General features: G+C 74.5%; 11 protein-coding genes. 7 read left to right on the plus strand and 4 right to left on the minus strand.

Annotated elements, in window-relative coordinates; translation table 11 throughout:
• Positions 1 to 161: 161 nt before the first annotated feature.
• A complete protein-coding gene (locus GA0070622_RS11700; protein WP_091573325.1) occupies positions 162 to 707 on the minus strand; it encodes an NUDIX hydrolase in 546 nt (181 codons plus the stop codon).
• Positions 708 to 809: 102 nt separating this feature from the next.
• On the opposite strand from GA0070622_RS11700, the gene lgt reads away from it, so the two are divergent.
• On the plus strand, positions 810 to 2,069 hold the full coding sequence (gene lgt / locus GA0070622_RS11705; RefSeq protein ID WP_091573326.1) for a prolipoprotein diacylglyceryl transferase: 1,260 nt from the start codon (positions 810 to 812) through the stop codon (positions 2,067 to 2,069).
• An 11-nt stretch (positions 2,070 to 2,080) separates the two neighbouring features.
• Positions 2,081 to 3,268 (plus strand): FAD-dependent oxidoreductase, encoded by a 1,188-nt coding sequence (locus tag GA0070622_RS11710; RefSeq protein ID WP_091573327.1) that lies wholly within the window; start codon positions 2,081 to 2,083, stop codon positions 3,266 to 3,268.
• Positions 3,269 to 3,304: 36 nt separating this feature from the next.
• Here GA0070622_RS11710 and GA0070622_RS11715 read toward each other — a convergent pair whose 3' ends face one another.
• A complete protein-coding gene (locus GA0070622_RS11715) occupies positions 3,305 to 4,147 on the minus strand; it encodes a GNAT family N-acetyltransferase (RefSeq protein ID WP_091573328.1) in 843 nt (280 codons plus the stop codon).
• Positions 4,148 to 4,292: 145 nt separating this feature from the next.
• Here GA0070622_RS11715 and gltB point away from each other — a divergent pair, with 145 nt between their 5' ends.
• From gltB to GA0070622_RS11735, 4 genes are all read left to right on the plus strand, one after another.
• Entirely contained in the window at positions 4,293 to 8,951 is a 4,659-nt protein-coding gene (gene gltB, locus GA0070622_RS11720) for a glutamate synthase large subunit (protein WP_091573329.1), read from the plus strand.
• On the plus strand, positions 8,944 to 10,449 hold the full coding sequence (locus GA0070622_RS11725; protein WP_091573330.1) for a glutamate synthase subunit beta: 1,506 nt from the start codon (positions 8,944 to 8,946) through the stop codon (positions 10,447 to 10,449). Before gltB ends, GA0070622_RS11725 begins: the two co-directional genes overlap by 8 nt.
• 231 nt (positions 10,450 to 10,680) lie before the next feature.
• Complete coding sequence (locus GA0070622_RS11730) at positions 10,681 to 12,225, plus strand: MFS transporter (RefSeq protein WP_091577211.1); 1,545 nt, start codon at positions 10,681 to 10,683, stop codon at positions 12,223 to 12,225.
• A gap of 62 nt (positions 12,226 to 12,287) precedes the next feature.
• Positions 12,288 to 12,815 carry a hypothetical protein gene (locus GA0070622_RS11735; RefSeq protein ID WP_091573331.1) on the plus strand — a complete coding sequence of 176 codons (528 nt, stop codon included), beginning with the start codon at positions 12,288 to 12,290 and terminating at the stop codon, positions 12,813 to 12,815.
• A gap of 97 nt (positions 12,816 to 12,912) precedes the next feature.
• On the opposite strand, the gene GA0070622_RS11740 is transcribed toward GA0070622_RS11735, so the two are convergent.
• The gene (locus tag GA0070622_RS11740) at positions 12,913 to 14,448 is read right to left on the minus strand and encodes a M1 family metallopeptidase (RefSeq protein WP_091573332.1); all 1,536 of its coding nucleotides are present in this window, start codon (positions 14,446 to 14,448) and stop codon (positions 12,913 to 12,915) included.
• 188 nt (positions 14,449 to 14,636) lie between these two features.
• Here GA0070622_RS11740 and GA0070622_RS11745 point away from each other — a divergent pair, with 188 nt between their 5' ends.
• The gene (locus GA0070622_RS11745; RefSeq protein WP_091573333.1) at positions 14,637 to 15,422 is read left to right on the plus strand and encodes an SGNH/GDSL hydrolase family protein; all 786 of its coding nucleotides are present in this window, start codon (positions 14,637 to 14,639) and stop codon (positions 15,420 to 15,422) included.
• Between the two features lie 68 nt (positions 15,423 to 15,490).
• Here the strand turns inward: GA0070622_RS11745 and GA0070622_RS11750 are convergent, their stop codons facing one another.
• A complete protein-coding gene (locus GA0070622_RS11750) occupies positions 15,491 to 16,972 on the minus strand; it encodes an MFS transporter (RefSeq protein WP_091573334.1) in 1,482 nt (493 codons plus the stop codon).
• Positions 16,973 to 17,010: the final 38 nt, after the last annotated feature.

The raw sequence follows: 17,010 nt of genomic DNA on the forward strand, positions 1-17,010 counted from the left end.
TGGGCCGCGACTTCGCGTGGGCCGCGACTTCGCGTGGGCCGCGACTTCGCGTGGGCCGCGACTTCGCGTGGGCCGCGACTTCGCGTGGGCCGCGACTTCGCGTCGGCCCCTGCTCGGCGTCGGCCCTCGATCGGCGTCGGCCCGCTCAGCGCCGATGCCGCTCAGCGCCGGCCGGTGTCGAAGCCACCTGGCGACCGCTGGCCGGGCGGCGTGCCGACGCCGTCGGACGGATGCGCGTCCGGCGGCGGCGGGTCGGCGGCGGGCGTGTTCCGGAGCACGCCGGAACGGCCGGCGAGCGCGTCCACGAGGGCGGCCCGGGTGGCGGGGGTGAGCGCGCGGGGCAGTGCGTCCGAGGGGTGCCACTCGGGATGGCAGCCGGGTGCCGATTCGCCGGCCGGAGCGCCACCCGTCGGCCGGGCGCGGAACACGTGCACCAGGACGTCCGGCGCGGGGCCGCAACGGCCGGCCGGGGGCACGGGAGCGCTCGGATCGGCGACCCGGTAGAGGCCGACCAGGTCGACCAGGTCGACGAGCCAGCCGGTCTCCGCGCGGATCGACCGGACGGCGGCGTCGGGCGGGTTCTCGTCGTGGCGCAGCCGCCCGCCCGGCAGGCCCCAGCGGGGTACGCCGCCGGAGCGCCGGCAGAGCAGCACCCGGCCGGACCCGTCGCTGACGACCGCGGCGACCGCCCAGGTGAGCGCGCTCATGGACAAAGAGCGTACGGCCGCGCAAACCAGAAGTCATGCGGCTCCACGACGCGGCGGACCGGGGTGCCGCACACACGGTCCGCACCGGTACCGTGTGCACCCGTGACCCTCGCCCCGATGACCCCACTGGCGGCCATGCCCAGCCCCAGCACCGCCGTCTGGCAGCTCGGTCCCTTTCCGATCCGGGCGTACGCGCTCTGCATCATCGCCGGCATCGCGGTGGCCTGCGTGGTCACCGAGTACCGGCTGCGCCGCCGTGGCGTTGCCCCGGGCGCCGTGCTCGACATCGCGGTCTGGGCGGTGCCGGCGGGCATCATCGGCGCCCGGATCTACCACGTGATCACCTCGCCGGAGAAATACTTCGGCGCCGGCGGTGAGCCGATCAAGGCGCTCTACATCTGGGAGGGTGGCCTCGGCATCTGGGGCGCGGTGGCCGGCGGCGCGGTGGGCGCCTGGCTCGCCGCCCGGCAGTTGGGCATCCCGCTCACCGTGGTGGCCGACGCGCTGGCGCCGGGGATGCCGCTGGCCCAGGCGATCGGCCGGCTGGGCAACTGGTTCAACAACGAGCTGTACGGCGGGCGGACGACCCTGCCCTGGGGTCTCGAGGTGCACGTGATGGACCCGGACAACCCGGGTCACGCGTTGCGCGACGACGCCGGCAACCCGGTCCTGCAACCCGGGCTCTACCACCCGACGTTCCTCTACGAACTGCTCTGGAACGTCGGCGTCGCCGCGCTGGTGCTGATCCTGGACCGCCGGCTGCGGCTGGGCCGGGGGCGTGCCTTCGCGCTCTACGTGATGGGTTACACGGTGGGCCGGTTCTGGATCGAGCTGATGCGCACCGACGAGGCCAACCACATCCTCGGCGTGCGGCTCAACGTCTGGACCGCCGCGCTGGTCTTCCTCGGCGCGCTCGTCTACTTCGTGCGGGTCCGCGGTCCCCGGGAATACCTCGTCCCGGTGGGTGAGCCGGCCGCCCCGGTGGCGCCGGCCGGCGACGTGTCCCAGGTCGACCTCTCGGCCGGCGAGGCCGGCGCGCGGCCGGTCGCGCCGGAGGGCTACCGGGTGGTGACCGAGGACCAGTTCCGCGCGTACCGGGAGACCGGTGCGCTGCCCCCGACGGAACCGGCGGCGACCGGCGACGCGGACCGTGCGGCGGCCGACGACGACGCGGACCGTGCGGTGATCGACGACGACGCGGTCCGGCCGGACCGCGCGGCGACCGACGGCCCGGACGACGCGTCAGCCGACCGGGCCGGGGCCGGCGACGATCCGGCCGGGTCGGACCACACGGGCGGGGTCGACCGCGCGGACGCCGGTCGGGCGGACGCCGGCGGGCGACCGACGGACCGGGACAGCTGAGCGGGGGAGTCATGCGCAGCGCGGTGGTGGTCGGCGCCGGCCTCGGCGGGATGGCGGTGGCCGGCGCGCTGGCCCGCTCCGGATGGCGGGTCACGCTGCTGGAACGCTCCGACCGGGTCCGGCCGGAGCCGACCGCCGTGGTGCTGTGGCCCAACGGGGTACGCGCGCTGCGCGCCCTCGGGCTCGGCGCCGGGCTGGACGCGATCGCCACGGCGTTGCCCGACGGCGGCATCCGTCGCCCGGACGGGCAGTGGCTGGTGCAGCCCCGGCCCACGCCGGCCGACCGGATGCCGGTGGTGGTGCACCGGGAGGACCTGCACGACGCGCTCATCGCCGGGCTGGGCGACCAGGTGGAGCTGCGCACCGGGGTGAGTGTGCGCAGCGTACGCACGGTGCCCGGCGAACGTCCCGCGGTGGGCGACGGCCGGCACACGGTCGAGGCCGATCTGGTGGTGGCCGCCGACGGCACCGACAGCGAGATCCGCCGGCAGCTCTGCCCGGAGACGACGGTGGTGAGTTCCGGCTGCGCGGCCTGGCGGGCGGTGATCCCCTGGTACCGCGCGCCGCAGCTCCCCGCCGACCAGCCGGTGCACGGCGAGACGCTGGGCGCCGGCTACCGGTTCGTGGCCGCCTCGCTCGGTGAGCGGGGCACCGCCGGAGCCTCCCGCCGGGGCGGCATCTACTGGGTGGCCACCGCCGCGGGCGCGCCCCGCCCCGAGCCGCCGGAGATCCAGCTCGCCCTGCTCAAGCGCTGGTACGCGGGCTGGCCCGCGCCGATCGCCACGCTGCTCGAGGCGACCGACCCGGCGGACGTGGTGCAGCAGGAGATCCGCGAGTTGCGGCCGCTGCCCCGGGCGTACGGCTTCCCGGTCGGCCCGGGCGGTGTGGTGCTGCTCGGCGACGCCGCGCACGCGATGCCGCCGCACCTGGGGCAGGGCGCCTGCCTGGCGTTCGAGGACGCGGCCACGCTCGCCGGGCTGCTGCGCGAGTCGCGGCTGCCCGACGCGGTGACCGGCTACGACCGGTTGCGCCGGCCGCGCGCGGCCACCATGGTGCGGCAGACCCGCCGGATGTCGGCGGTGCTGCAGACCCGGGGCCGGCTGGCGCTGCGCGCCCGGGACGCGGCGCTCGGCACGATCAGCCCGAGGATGCGCAACACGGCCGCCGCGGCGGCCGCCGCCTGGCAGCCGCCGTCCTGACCGCCTCGCGCGTCCCCCGTCCGGTCGGCGCGCTGGTCAGATGACGGCGGCCGGCTCGGCGATGCAGGCGGTGCCGACCCGGCGGAAGCCGACCCGCAGGTAGACCCGGGCGATGTCCTCGCTGCCGGCGCTCAGGAAGACCAGGTCGGTGCCGGCGGCGCGCAGCTCCCGGGCCAGCGTGGCGGTGACCGCGGCGCCCAGGCCGCGTCGGCGGGCGGAGGGCAGCGTGGCCACGCCGGCGATCTCCGCCACGTCGTCCACCCGCATCGCCATGCCGCTGGCCAGCGCGCCCTCCTGCGGGGTGCCGGCGAGCACCGATACGCGCCGGCCGTCGGTCACCCGGGCGGCCTCCTCCTCCAGCGCCTCCACGTCGAGGCGGGCCACCGCGGCGTCCCGCTCGGCCGGCCCGGCCTCGCCGCGTGCGGTGCCGCCGTTCGCGAAACCGACAGCGGCGACGGCCCGGCGCAGCGCGATGTCCGCGGCGAAGCCCGGGTCGCCGGGGTCCAGCACCCGCACCGGTACGTCGCTGAGCGTCCCCGGGTCGGGCAGCAGCTCGGGTTCGAGCAGCATGAGCGGCGCCTCCAGCACGCTCAGCCCTGCCGAGCGGGCCACCGCGAGCAGCTCCGGCTGGTGCTCGTGCACCCACTCGAACGCCTCCGGCAGGCCCAGCTCCCGCTGCCGGGCGCGGACGGCGGTCACCTCGGCCAGGGTGGGCGCCTCGGTGGCGTCGGGCCGGGGGCGGGCGTAGAACGGCCATCCGGCCCCGTCGCGGACGAAGAGCACCAGGGAGTCGAACTCCTCGGTCCGGGCCCCGTCGCGGGGCACCGCGTCGTAGAAACGCTCCAACCGGTCGAGTGCGTCAGCTCGTACGACATCCACCGCGCGAGACTACACGTCCCAGATTCTGGAAGTGTGATCAATCTGAACTGGCCTTGCGCCGGACGCCCTAACGTAGACTCAATAAACCCCAGAGGGCCGACGTCGTCCCCACCATGATCCAACCTGAGTGACGACAGGAGGCCCGGTGGCCTTTCCGTACCCTCTCAGCCCGCAGCCGGCCCCAGGGACGACGGGGCTCTACGACCCCGCGTACGAGCACGACGCCTGCGGCGTGGCCTTCGTGGCCGACCTGCACGGGCGGCGCTCGCACCAGGTCGTCGCGAACGGCCTCGGGGCGCTCTGCCGGTTGGACCACCGGGGCGCCCGGGGCGCGGAGCACAACACCGGTGACGGCGCCGGCATCATGATCCAGGTGCCGGACGCGTTCCTGCGCGCCGTGGTCGACTTCCCGCTGCCCCCCGCCGGCCAGTACGCGACCGGACTGGTGTTCCTGCCCGACGACGACGCGGCCGAGGCGCGCGCCCGCCAGGTGGTGGACAAGTACGCGCTGGTCGAGGGCGCCGACGTGCTCGGCTGGCGCGAGGTGCCGACCGACGCGTCCGGGCTGGGCGAGACCGCGCTCGCGGCCATGCCCCGGGTCCGGCAGTTGTTCGTGGCCGCGCACCGGCTGACCGACTCGCCGGCCGGGCCGGCCGGCTCCCCGCTGTCCGGGCTCGACCTGGACCGGGTGGCGTTCTGCCTGCGCAAGCAGGTCGAGCGGGAGACCACCGAGCGGGGCGTGCCGGCGTACTTCCCGTCGCTGTCCGGCCGCACGATGGTGTTCAAGGGCATGCTCACCCCGGACCAGCTCCCGGCGTTCTACCCGGAGCTGACCGACGAGCGGGTGGTCAGCGCCATCGCGCTGGTGCACTCGCGCTTCTCCACCAACACGTTCCCGTCCTGGCCGCTGGCGCACCCGTACCGCTTCATCGCGCACAACGGCGAGATCAACACGATTCGCGGCAACCGCAACTGGATGCAGGCCCGGGAGGCGCTGCTGCGCAGCCCGAGCATCCCCGGCAACATCCGCCGCGTCTTCCCGGTGTGCACGCCGGCCGCGTCGGACTCGGCGAACTTCGACGAGGTGCTCGAACTGCTGCACCTGGCCGGGCGGAGCCTGCCGCACGCGGTGCTCATGATGATCCCCGAGGCCTGGGAGAACGACCCGGACATGCGCGCCGACAAGCGCGCGTTCTACCGCTTCCACGCCAGCCTGATGGAGCCGTGGGACGGCCCCGCCTCGGTCGCCTTCACCGACGGCGAGATCGTCGGCGCGGTGCTGGACCGCAACGGTCTGCGTCCGGGCCGCTGGTGGCACACCTCCGACGGCCTGGTGGTGCTGGGTAGCGAGGCGGGCGTGCTCGACCTCGACCCGACCACGGTGGTGGCCAAGGGCCGGCTCCAGCCCGGCCGGATGTTCCTGGTCGACACCGTCAACGGCCGGATCGTCTCCGACGACGAGATCAAGACCGAGCTGGCCGCCGCGCAGCCGTACCAGGAGTGGCTGCACGCCGGCCTGATCGAGCTGGACGACCTGCCCCCGCGCGAGCACACCGTCTACACCCACGACTCGGTACGCCGCCGCCAGCAGACGTTCGGCTACACCGAGGAGGAGCTGAAGATCCTGCTCGGCCCGATGGCCCGCAGCGGCGCGGAGCCGATCGGCTCGATGGGCACCGACACCCCGATCGCCCCGCTGTCCACCCGGCCGCGGCTGCTCTACGACTACTTCCACCAGCTCTTCGCCCAGGTCACCAACCCGCCGCTGGACGCCATCCGGGAGGAGCTGGTGACCAGCCTGGCGTCCACCATCGGGCCGGAGGGCAACCTGCTCGACCCGGGCCCGGCGAGCTGCCGGCAGATCGTGCTGCCCTACCCGGTGATCGACAACGACGAGCTGGCCAAGATCCTCTCCATCGACGAGGACGGCGACCTGCCCGGCTTCAAGGCGGTCCGGGTCTCGGGTCTCTACCGGATCCGGGACGGCGGCGCCGGCATCAAGGCCCGGCTGACCGAGATCTGCCGGCACGTGTCCGAGGCGATCGAGGACGGCGTACGGATCCTGGTGCTCTCCGACCGGGACTCCAACGCCGACCTGGCGCCGATCCCGTCGCTGCTGCTCACCGCCGCGGTGCACCAGCACCTGGTGCGCGAGCAGACCCGGACCCAGGTGGCGCTGGTCGTCGAGTCCGGCGACTGCCGCGAGGTGCACCACGCGGCCGTGCTGATCGGCTACGGCGCGGCGGCGGTCAACCCGTACCTCGCCTTCGAGTCGGTCGAGGACATGATCTCCACCGGCGCGCTGGCCGGTGTGGAGCCGGTGAAGGCGGTCCGCAACTACGTCAAGGCGCTCGGCAAGGGCGTCCTGAAGATCATGTCCAAGATGGGCATCTCCACCGTGTCGTCGTACTGCGGGGCGCAGGTGTTCGAGGCGGTCGGCCTGGACACGCGCCTGGTCGACCGCTACTTCCGCGGCACGCCGAGCACGATCGGCGGGATCGGGCTGGCCGAGATCCACACCGAGGTGGCCGCCCGGCACGCGCGGGCCTGGCCGGCGCCGGGCGCACAGATCAGCGACCGGCTGGAGGTCGGCGGCGAGTACCAGTGGCGCCGCGAGGGCGAGCTGCACCTGTTCAACCCGGAGACGGTCTTCCTGCTCCAGCACGCCACCCGCAGCCGCCAGTACGACGTGTTCCGGCAGTACACCGCCAAGGTCGACGAGTTGGCCGCGCAGGCGGGCTCGCTGCGCGGGCTGTTCACGCTGCGCACCGGCGTCCGCCCGGCGGTGCCGCTGGACGAGGTCGAGCCGGCCACCGAGATCGTCAAGCGCTTCGCCACCGGCGCCATGTCGTACGGGTCGATCTCCGCGGAGGCGCACGAGACGCTCGCGATCGCGATGAACCGGCTGGGCGGCAAGTCCAACACCGGCGAGGGCGGCGAGGACGTCGAGCGGCTGCACGACCCGGCGCGCCGCTCGGCGGTCAAGCAGATCGCCAGCGGTCGGTTCGGCGTGACCAGCGAATACCTGGTCAACGCGGACGACCTCCAGATCAAGATGGCGCAGGGCGCGAAGCCCGGCGAGGGCGGGCAGCTGCCCGGCAACAAGGTCTGGCCGTGGATCGCGCGGACCCGGCACGCCACCCCGGGTGTCGGCCTGATCTCCCCGCCGCCGCACCACGACATCTACTCCATCGAGGACCTGGCCCAGCTCGTGCACGACCTGAAGTGCGTCAACCCGGCCGCCCGGGTGCACGTCAAGCTGGTCAGCGAGGTGGGTGTGGGCACGGTGGCGGCCGGCGTGGCCAAGCTGAAGGCCGACGTCATCCTCATCTCCGGGCACGACGGCGGCACCGGCGCGTCCCCGCTCAACTCACTCAAGCACGCCGGCACCCCGTGGGAGCTGGGCCTGGCCGAGGCGCAGCAGACGCTGCTGCTCAACAAGCTGCGCGACCGGGTCACCGTGCAGGTCGACGGCCAGCTCAAGACCGGCCGGGACGTGCTGGTCGCGGCGCTGCTCGGCGCCGAGGAGTTCGGCTTCGCCACCGCCCCGCTGATCGTCGAGGGCTGCGTGATGATGCGGGTCTGCCACCTGGACACCTGTCCGGTCGGCATCGCCACCCAGAACCCGGTGCTGCGCGAGCGGTTCACCGGCCGGCCCGAGTTCGTGGAGAACTTCTTCCTCTTCCTCGCCGAGGAGGTCCGGGGCTACCTGGCCGAGCTGGGCTTCCGCAGCATCGACGAGGCGATCGGGCACACCGAGCTGCTCGACGTGGCCGGCGCGATCGACCACTGGAAGGGCCACGGGCTCGACCTGGGCCGGGTGCTGCACCTGCCGGAGCTGCCCGAGGGCGCGGCCCGGCGCGGCGTCCGTGCCCAGGACCACGGCCTCGACGCGGCGCTGGACAACCGGCTCATCGAGCTGGCCGGCCCGGCGCTGCGCGACGGCACCCCGGTCCGGGTCGAGGTCGAGGTGCGCAACGAGCACCGCAGCGTGGGCGCGATGCTGGGCGGCGAGGTGACCCGCCGGTTCGGCGGCGCCGGGCTGCCCGACGACACCGTCGAGTTCCTGCTGCGCGGCACCGCCGGGCAGTCGTTCGGCGCGTTCCTGCCACGCGGGGTCACGCTGCGCCTGCACGGCGACGCCAACGACTACGTCGGCAAGGGACTGTCCGGCGGGCGGATCGTGGTCCGGCCGGACGCCGACGCGCCGTTCGTCGGCGCCGACGCCGAGCCGGGCCGCCGCGCCGAGGACCAGATCATCGCCGGCAACACGATCCTCTACGGCGCCACCGGCGGCGAGGTGTTCCTGCGCGGTCGGGTCGGCGAGCGGTTCGCGGTGCGCAACTCCGGCGCGGCCGCGGTGGTCGAGGGTCTCGGCGACCACGGTTGCGAGTACATGACCGGCGGCACGGTGGTGGTGCTCGGTCCGACCGGGCGCAACTTCGCCGCCGGTATGTCCGGCGGCACCGCGTTCGTGCACCGGCTCGACCGCCGGCTGGTCAACGCCGAGCTGGTCGACCTGTCGCCGCTGCGCGACGAGGAGCGCGACCGGCTGCACGAGCTGGTCCAGCGGCACTTCGCCGAGACGGACTCGGCGGTCGCCGAGGACCTGCTCAAGCGCTGGCCGCAGGCGGTGGAGGAGTTCACCGCCGTGGTGCCCCGGGACTACCGCCGGGTCATGGAGATCATGCGGGCCGCCGAAGCCGCCGGCCGGAACGTCGACGACGCGGTGATGAGTGCCCTCTCTCCCGCCCCGGTACCACCCGCGCCCCGGGTGGTCGCCCAGGAGGTGGCTCGTGCCTGACCCGAACGGTTTCCTGCGCTACGACCGGCGGCTGCCCGCCCGCCGCCCGGTGCCGGTGCGGATCACCGACTGGCGGGAGGTCTACCCGCCGGCCGGCGAGGAGCTGGTCCGCGAGCAGGCCACCCGGTGCATGGACTGCGGCATCCCGTTCTGCCACGACGGCTGCCCGCTGGGCAACCGCATCCCGGACTGGAACGACCTGGTCCGCACCGGCAACTGGGACGCGGCGGTGGAGTCGCTGCACGCCACCAACAACTTCCCCGAGTTCACCGGCCGGCTCTGCCCGGCGCCGTGCGAGGCGGCCTGCGTGCTCGGCCTGGGCGGCCAGCAGCCGGTCACCATCAAGCAGGTCGAGGTGGAGATCGCCGACGCGGCGGTGGCCCGGGACGGCCTGCGTCCCCGGCCCGCCTCCACCCCTACCGGCCGGTCGGTCGCGGTGGTCGGCTCCGGCCCGGCCGGGTTGGCCGCCGCGCAGCAGCTCGCCCGCGCCGGTCACACGGTCACCGTGTACGAGCGCGACGACGCGATCGGCGGCCTGCTCCGCTACGGCATTCCCGACTTCAAGTTGGAGAAGCAGCACGTCGACCGCCGGGTCGCCCAGCTCACCGCCGAGGGGGTGCGGTTCCGCACCGGCGTCGAGGTCGGCGTCGACGTGACCGCCGACCAACTGCGCGCCGAGCACGACGCGGTGCTGCTCGCCTGCGGCGCGCTCCAGGGCCGGGACACCCCGGGCACCCCGGGCCGGGCGCTGCGCGGCGTGCACCAGGCGATGTCGCACCTGGTGGCCGCGAACCGGGTGGTGGCGGCCGCGGGCGACGGGCGGCCCGCCCTGGCCGTGCTGCCGGACGGCACGCCGATCGACGCGGCCGGCAAGCACGTGGTGATCATCGGTGGTGGCGACACCGCGGCGGACTGCCTGGGCGTGGCCCACCGGCAGGGCGCGGCCGGCGTACACCAGCTCGACCTCTACCCGCAGCCCCCGACGGACCGGGACGCCGCGCGGGACCCGTGGCCGACCTGGCCGTGGGTGCTGCGGTCCTACCCGGCCCACGAGGAGGGCGGGGAGCGGGTCTTCGCGGTGGCGGTGCAGGAGTTCGTCGACGACGGCACCGGGCAGGTCCGCGCCGTCCGGATCGCCGAGGTGACCGTGGAGAAGGTCGACGGCCGGCGCATCGTCACCCCGCTGCCCGGATCCGAGCGGGAGATCCCGGCCGACCTGGTGCTGCTCGCGATCGGCTTCGAGGGCACCGAGGAACAGCCGCTGCTGGCCCAGTTCGGGGTGACCCGCAACGGCCGGGGCGCGGTCGACGCCCGACCCGACTGGCAGACCGACGCCGACGGGGTCTTCGTCGCCGGGGACATGCACCGGGGCGCCTCGCTGATCGTCTGGGCGATCGCCGAGGGGCGGGCCGCGGCGGCGGCCATCCACGCGTACCTGGGCGGGGTGGGCGAGCTGCCCGCCCCGGTCGACCCGGCCCGGCAGCCACTCGCCGCGTAAGGAGGGGCCCCCTGTTAACGCCTCCGGTAGAGCAGGGGGCCCCTCTTAACACCTCCGTCAGGGTGGGACGCCCGGTATCGCACCGACCCGGACCGGGTGTCCGGGTCGCCCGGTGACACCTGCCACCAACTGTCGCCGCGACGTTTCCTCCGCCGCCAGACTTGGCGACCGGCCGGACCTCACGAGGGTCCGGCCTTCGTCATGTCGCTGTCGTCAACGGGGGAGATCGTCGTGGCTCTCGGCGCCACGTTCGCCGCGCTGCGCCACCGGAACTACCGGATCTGGGCGGGCGCCGGCTTCGTGTCGGTCACCGGCACCTGGATGCAGGTGCTCGGCGTCAACTGGTTCGTGCTCGCGGAGACCGGCTCCGCCACCTCGATGGGCCTCACCGTCCTGCTCCAGGCGCTGCCCACGCTGCTGCTCAGCGTGTGGGGCGGCGCACTGGCCGACCGCCTGCCCGCCAAGCCGCTGCTGGTCACCGCGCAGGCGGCGCACGCGGTGCTGGCCGCCGGTCTGGCCGTGGTGGCGCTCACCGGCGCCGGAGGTCTGCCGGCCGTCTACGCGATCTCGCTGGCCACCGGCGCGGTGTCGGCGATCGAGGGGCCGGTGCTGGGCCGCTGGGCGTCCACCCTGGTGGACCGGGAGAGCCTCGGCAACGCGCTCGCGCTCGGTTCGTTGACCAACTCCGCCGGGCGGATCCTCGGCATGAGCGTGGGCGCCGTGGTGGTCGCCGCCGTCGGCCCGGCGCTGCTGTTCGCCGTCAACGCGGCCAGCTTCGTGGCGGTCGTGGTCGCGCTGCTGGCCGTACGCGAGGGGGAGCGGCACACCGGCGGGCCGGTGGCGGCCGACGCGGGCCCGGCGGACGGCGGGATCTGGGCCGGGTTCCGCTACCTGCGGGGTCAGCCGGTGGTGCTGGTCGCGCTGGCGCTGTCGTTCGTGCTGGGCAGTCTGGGCCGCAACTACCAGGTGACCATGGCGGCGATGAGCGACGGGCCGCTGGGCGGCGGCGCGTCCGGCTACGGCTTCCTGTCCACCGTCTTCGCCGTCGGCGCGGTGCTCGGCGCGCTGGTCGCGGCCCGCCGCGCCGAGCTGGGCTACGCGGTGCTGGTCGGCGCGGGGCTGCTCGCCAGCGCGCTGCAGATCGTGGCCGGGCTGGCCCCGGGCACGGCGAGCTTCGCCGCGGTGATCCTGCCGGTGGCGGCGGCGGCCGTGGTCATCGACACCACGGTCGGCGCCCGCGCGCAGCTGGACACCGACTACGCGATGCGCGGGCGGGTGCTGGCGGCGCTCGCGGTCACCGGCTCGGTCGCCGCCGCGGTGGGCGCGCCGTTGCTGGGTTGGTTGGCCGAGCACGCCGGCCCCCGCCAGACGCTGGTGCTGGCCGGCGCGGTCAGCGCCGTGGCGACGCTCGCGGCCGGGGTGGCGCTGGACCGGCTGCGCGAGCGCCGGCTGGTCCGGACGCCGGTCGCGGTGCGTCGTCCGGTCCGTCGGCTCGCACTCGTGCCGCCCGCGGTGCGGCGTCCGGTCCGTCGGCTCACGCTCGTGCTGCCCGCGGTGCGTCGTCCGGTCCGTCGGGTGGCGGCGAGCGCCGTCCGGGTGGTGCGGCCGGTCCGGCGTGCCGTGCCGGTCCCGTCCGGGCCGACTCCGACCGTCGCGGCGGGTGTCGCGCCGACCGTCATGGCCGGTCGGCCGGTCCCGGCGTCACGGCCCGGGGTCCGTCCCGGCACGGCCCGGCCGGCGTCGGCCGCCGCCCGGGTGGACGCGGGCCGCCGCTGAGGTGGGCCACGTCATGCCCGCCGGGGCCCCGCCGGCACGATGATCATCGTTACGCTGCGGGCATGGACGTCGAGGTACGCCTGCGGCGCATCCGCCGCTGGCTCTGGGTCGTGGTGGTGGGGCTCTTCCTCAGCGGGGTGACCGCGTTCCCGCTGGAGATCGAGGTCCGGTGGTTGCTCGCGGCGCTCGACCCGCTCGCCGGGCGGCTCCCGGCGCTGGTCGGCTGGATCGAGCGGGTCCACGACGGGCTGGTGGCCGCCGACCGGGACTACCCGTTCCTGCTCTACGGCACCGACTGGCTGGCGTTCGCCCATCTGGTGCTGGCGGTGGCGTTCTGGGGGCCGCTGCGCGACCCGGTGCGCAACGTCTGGGTGGTCCAGGTCGGAATGATCGCCTGCGCCGGCATCGTGCCGCTGGCCCTGATCTGCGGCCCGATCCGGGGCATCCCGTGGTTCTGGACGCTCGTCGACCTCTCGTTCGCGGTCGGCGCGTTCCCGCCGCTCTGGTTCGCCTACCGGCACATCCGCGCGGTCGAGGCGGCCCGCACGCCGGCGACGCCGGTCGGGACGCCCGCGCCGGCGGCCGGCTGACCGGGGCCGTACCCGGCCGCAGCGGGGACCACGGACCCGGGGGCCGGCCCGGCCGGGCCCGCCCCGCCGGTGGGGGAGCGGGCCCGGCCGGTGCCGGTCAGCGGCCGAGCAGGTCGTGCGCGGCCCGGATCTTCGCCCAGGAGGCGGGTCGGGCCGGGGCCGAGGTCGCCCGCGCGGTGGCGCCCACCTCGGGGCGACCGGCGGTGAACAGCCAGGTGGTGAACACCGCGTCCAGGTCGCGACCGGAGACGCGCTCCGCGAGCGCCTGGAACTGCTCGATGGTGCCGTTGCCGTACTGGCGCTGCGCGGTCCAGGCGCGCAGGATCCGGAAGAACGCCGGATCGCCGACGGCCAACCGGATCTGGTGCAGCGCCATCGCGCCCCGGTCGTAGACGGCGTCGTCGAAGATCCGGTCGGCGCCCGGGTCACCGGGGAGCACCTGCCAGAACTCCGAGTCGGCCGGGTAGCTGGAGTAGGTGAAGTCGAACAGCTCCTGGGCGGTGCCCTCGTCCTGCTCCTCCGACCAGAGCCACTCGGCGTACGAGGCGAAGCCCTCGTTCAGCCAGATGTTGCGCCAGGCCGCCACCGAGACCGAGTCGCCGAACCACTGGTGCGCGTTCTCGTGCACCACCACGTACGGGTTCGCGCCGCGCCGCCAGAAGCCGGGGCCGTACACCGGTCGGGTCTGCGTCTCCAGCGCGAAGCCGATGCCGTCGATCGGCCCGGCCACGCCGCCCTGCGCCTCGAACGGGTACGGGCCGAACAGCCCGCTCTCCCAGTCGACGATCTCGGCGGTGCGTTCGATGCTGGCCCGGGCCGCCGGACCGCGCTCGCCCAGCGTGGTGCTGTACGCGTTCACCACCGGCTGCCCGTTCGGTGCGGTGTCGGTGACGATGTCGTACTGTCCGATGGCCAGGAACGCCTGGTAGGTGGCGCCGGGCTCCACGCTGCGCCAGCTCCACCGGGTGCGGTTGCCGGCTTCGGGCAGCGGGTCGCGCGGCTGCACGCCGTTGCTGACCACCTCGACACCGGTCGGCACCGAGACCGAGATGTCCCAGGTGGCCTTGTCCTTCGGGTGGTCGTTGCTCGGATACCACCACCAGGCCGACTCGGGTTCGTTGACCGCGAGCGCCCCGTCGGCGGTGCGGGTCCAGCCGGTGTAGCCGTAGACCGTCGTCTGCGAGGGGACGCCGGCGTACTTCACCACGACGGTGAGCTGCTGGCCCTTGGCCAGGGACCGGGCCGGGGTGACCACCAGCTCGTGGTCGCCGGCCCGGGCGAACGTGGCGACCCAGCCGTTGACCCGGACCGACTCGACGTCGAGCGCGAAGTCGAGGTTGAAGCGGGACAGGTCCTTCCTGGCGGTGGCCAGGATCGTGGTGGTGCCGCTGAGGCGGTCGGTGAACGGCTCGTAGCGCAGCCGGATGTCGTAGTGGTCGACGTCGTAGCCGCCGTTGCCGTAGTCGGGGAAGTAGCTGTCGCCCAGCCCGGGGCCGCCCGGCGTCGGGGTCGCCGCCGCGGGTTGCGGGCCGCCCCGTCCGGTCGGGGCGGCCAGGCCGGGGGCGCCGGTCACGGTGGTGCCGGCGGTGGTGAGGGTCAGGGCGGCGATCGCCGCCGTGAGTGCGCGTCGCACGGGTGGGACTCCCTCCGTCGGGTGTACGCACCGGCCAACCTAATCGACGCATGTAAACGGATCTGGGTCGGCAGCTATTCAATTCTTGCGAATGTTTCGATAGCATTACCGACTAGTAACAAGCACGACCCCTCGGCCACGCGCGCGGTCAACGGGCTCCACCACCCCTGTCCCGTGGAGGTCCTGTCATGTCCCGTCGCGTCCGTACCGCCCTCGCCGCGGTGTTGGCGGCCGTCCTCGGCGCCGTGCTCCTGCCCGGCGCGGCCCGCGCCGCCACCGTCAACTACGTCGCCCTGGGCGACTCCTACTCCTCCGGCGTCGGCGCCGGGCCGTACGACCTCTCCACCTGCCTGCGCAGCCAGAAGTCGTACGCCCCGCTCTGGGCCGCGGCGCACGCGGTCACCAGCTTCCGGTTCCCGGCCTGCGGCGGCGCGGTCACCGCCGACGTCCGCAACAACCAGGTCGGGCAGCTCAGCGCGAGCACCACGCTGGTCACCATCACCATCGGCGGCAACGACGCCGGCTTCGCCGACGTGATGACCAGCTGCCGCTTCGGCAGCACGTCGAGCTGTGAGAGCGCGGTGGCCGGGGCCAAGGCGTTCGCCACCGCCACGCTGCCCGGCCGGCTCGACGCCACCTACGCCGCGATCCGCGAGCGGGCCCCGAACGCCCGGCTGGTGGTGCTGGGCTACCCGCGGCTGTTCGAGACCGGATACTGCGGCCTGCTCGCCATGAGCAGCTACAAGCGCACCATCCTCAACCAGGCCGCGGACGTGCTGAACGGGGTCACCGCCGACCGGGCCGGCGCGGCCGGGGCCACCTTCGTCGACGCCCGGCCGTACTTCACCGGGCACGGTGTCTGCGCGGCCGAGCCGTGGATCCGCGACGTCAGCGGCGTGATCGAGGCGTACCACCCGAACGCGAGCGGCTACCGCTACGGCTACCTGGCCGCGCTGACCGCCGCCATCGGCTGAGGTGTAAGGAGGGGGCCCCTCTTAACGCATTCCGCAGAGGAGGGGCCCCTTTTAACAACTCACGCGGGTCAGCGGCCCGCCGGCGCCAGGCTGCCGACCGTCTCCGCCGCCACGACCGGCGCGCCGGTCACGCCCGACACCGGTCCCAGCCGCCGCCGTCGAGGTCGCGTCTGGCGCCCGGAGGGGACCGCGAGGGCGGCCAGCGCGGCGGCCAGCGAGATGCCGGTGAGCAGCAGGAAGCCCGCGGTGAAGCCGGCCTCCCGGGGCAACCCGCTCGCCTGCGGGTGAGCGGTGATCACGGCGCTGGCCAGGGCCGCGCCGATCGCGCCGCCGATGGTGCGGATGTTGGCGTTCATGCCGGTCGCGGCGCCGGTCTGTGCGGCCGGCACGCTGGCCACGATGAGGTTGGCCATCGAGGCGAACGCCAACCCGATGCCGAGGCCCACGAGGCCGCCGGCCACGCCGACCTCCCACCGGGTGTCGTGCGCCACGGTGAGCATCGCCGCCGCCGCCACGTTGAACGCCGCGCCGGTGCTCAGCTGCGCCTTGGCGCTGAACCGGGACTCCAGTCGGCCGGCCAGCAGACCGGCGGCGAACATGCCGACCAGCATCGGCAGCATCAGCAGCCCGGCCTGGGTGACGCTGGCGCCGAAGCCGTAGCCGGCGCTGGTCGGGATCTGGGCGAACTGCGGCAGGAACGCGTAGACGGAGAACATCGAGGCGCCGTAGAGCAGCGCGACCAGGTTGGTCGTCCAGACCGCCGGCAGGCGCATCATCCGCAGGTCGATCAGCGGGTTCCCGGCCCGGGCCTCGGCGACCAGCCAGGCCGCCGCCAGCACCACGGCCAGCGTCAGCAGCCCGACCACCCGGCCGGAGCCCCAGCCCCACGCGGCGCCCTTGCTGACCGGCAGCAGCAGCGCCACCAGCCAGCCGGAGAGCAGCAGCGCGCTGAGCCAGTTGATCCGGCCCGGCGTGCGCACCGGCGACGGCGGCACGAACCGGTACGCGGCCACCGCGGTCAGGCCGACCACCACCAGCGGGATCCAGAACAGCCAGCGGTAGCCGAGGGTGGCCACGATCGGGCCGGCCAGCACCACGCCCAGCCCGCCGCCGACGGCGACGACCGCCGAGATCGAGGCGACCGCCGAACTCACCCGGGCGGCCGGGAACTCGTCCCGGATGATGCCGAAGGACAGCGGGAAGACGGCGCCGCCGATGCCCTGGACCACCCGGGCGGCGATCAGCACGCCGATGCTCGGCGCGACGGCCGCCAGCAGGCAGCCCAGCGCCAGCGCGGCGAGCGAGACCACCAGCGTCCGTTCCTTGCCGATCATGTCGCCGACCCGGCCGAGGATCGGCGTGAAGATCGACGCGGAGAGCAGGTAGGCGGTCAGCACCCAGGTCACCGTGTTCGGCGAGGTGTGCAGGTCGTGCTGGATCGTGGGCAGCACGGGGGTGATCAGCGACTGGAGCATCGCGAAGAATCCGGTGCCGGCCGCGAGGACGAGGAACGTCATCCGGCGCGAGCCGCGCCGGGGTGTGTCGATCATGTGGGAGAACTCCCGTTCGGTACGAGGTGAGTGGCCGC

This window comes from Micromonospora sediminicola (assembly GCF_900089585.1).
In the GTDB taxonomy this organism is placed as follows: domain Bacteria; phylum Actinomycetota; class Actinomycetes; order Mycobacteriales; family Micromonosporaceae; genus Micromonospora; species Micromonospora sediminicola.

Bases quoted from the DNA above. Each gene is read 5' to 3' on its own strand.
- GA0070622_RS11700 (WP_091573325.1), bottom strand. From the start codon at position 707: ATGAGCGCGCTCACCTGGGCGGTCGCCGCGGTCGTCAGCGACGGGTCC.
- GA0070622_RS11735 (WP_091573331.1), top strand. From the start codon at position 12,288: ATGGACGTCGAGGTACGCCTGCGGCGCATCCGCCGCTGGCTCTGGGTC.
- GA0070622_RS11750 (WP_091573334.1), bottom strand. From the start codon at position 16,972: ATGATCGACACACCCCGGCGCGGCTCGCGCCGGATGACGTTCCTCGTC.
- GA0070622_RS11710 (WP_091573327.1), top strand. From the start codon at position 2,081: ATGCGCAGCGCGGTGGTGGTCGGCGCCGGCCTCGGCGGGATGGCGGTG.
- GA0070622_RS11745 (WP_091573333.1), top strand. From the start codon at position 14,637: ATGTCCCGTCGCGTCCGTACCGCCCTCGCCGCGGTGTTGGCGGCCGTC.